This window comes from Micromonospora sp. RTP1Z1 (assembly GCF_033804685.1).
GTDB lineage: Bacteria > Actinomycetota > Actinomycetes > Mycobacteriales > Micromonosporaceae > Micromonospora.
The window spans coordinates 1-1,175 of record NZ_JAPFQV010000137.1; the positions used below are offsets into that span (position 1 = coordinate 1).

A 1,175-nucleotide genomic window follows, 5' to 3' on the forward strand; every position below is an offset into this window, starting at 1 on the left:
AGGAGCCTGTGCAAGAGGCCCCGCCACTGTCCTGTCCGCCCGTCCCAGCGGTGCGTGCCGACCCTGTTCGGTGCAAGCGAAAGGGACGACGGTTCCAGCATGACAGCCAAGAAGCGCAAGGTCACCGGCGGCGTCGATACTCACGGCAGAACGCACCACGCGGCCGTGGTTGACCAGACCGGACGTGTACTCGGTGATCAGCAGTTCCCCGCCACCGCGGCCGGTTACCAGCAGCTGCTGGTGTGGCTTCACACCTTCGGCACGGTGGTGAAGGTCGGTGTCGAGGGCACCGGCGCCTACGGCGCTGGCCTGGCCCGCTACCTGACCGCCCAGAAGATCACCGTCGTCGAGGTCGACCGGCCAGACCGTAAGACCCGCCGGGTGAAGGGCAAGTCCGACCCGATCGACGCACTGGCCGCCGCCCGCGCCGCGCTGTCCGGACAAGCGTGCGGCGTACCGAAGACCCGAACCGGACCGGTCGAGGCCATCCGCGCGCTGCGGGTGGCCCGCAACGGCGCGGTCAAGGCCCGCACCGCCGCCATCAACCAGCTCCACGGTCTGCTCACCGCCGCACCCGAGCCGCTACGCGCCGAACTCGCCGGCTACTCAGGCGCTGCCCTGATCAACCACTGCGCCGCCCTGACCTACGACGACACCCGGCTCAACGACCCCGCCGAGGCCACCAAAGCCGCCCTCGCCGCGATCGCCGCCCGGATCCACGCCCTGACCGCGGAGATCACCCTCGCCGACCAGCGACTACGCCCCACCGTCGCCCGCACCGCCCCCACCCTCAGCGCCCTGTTCGGTGTCGGACCCGAGGTCGCCGGTCAACTCCTGGCCACCGCCGGCGACAACCCCGACCGGCTGCGCTCCGAAGCCGCCCTGGCCCACCTCTGCGGCGCCGCACCCATCCCCGCCAGCAGCGGACGCACCGACCGCCACCGCCTCAACCGCGGCGGCGACAGAGCCGCGAACAACGCGCTGCACACGATCGTGCTCAGCCGCATGCGCTACGAACCCCGCACCCGCGCCTACCTCGACAAACGCACCAAACAAGGCCTCAGCAAAAAAGAGATCATGCGATGCCTCAAGCGCTACGTCGTCCGCGAGGTCCACACCGCCCTACTCGCCGACTTCACCGCCCTCGACACCCCTTGACATCCATAGGAGCATCC

Annotated in this window: 1 protein-coding gene; it reads left to right on the forward strand. The window is 70.1% G+C overall.

Annotated elements, in window-relative coordinates:
- Positions 1-99 precede the first annotated feature (99 nt).
- Positions 100-1,158: an IS110 family transposase gene (locus SLP03_RS31380; RefSeq protein WP_319464257.1), complete on the forward strand. Its 1,059-nt coding sequence runs from the start codon at positions 100-102 to the stop codon at positions 1,156-1,158.
- The last annotated feature ends 17 nt before the right edge of the window (positions 1,159-1,175 follow it).

Coding starts and splice junctions, on each gene's coding strand:
- SLP03_RS31380 (WP_319464257.1), top strand. CDS start 100: ATGACAGCCAAGAAGCGCAAGGTCACCGGCGGCGTCGATACTCACGGC.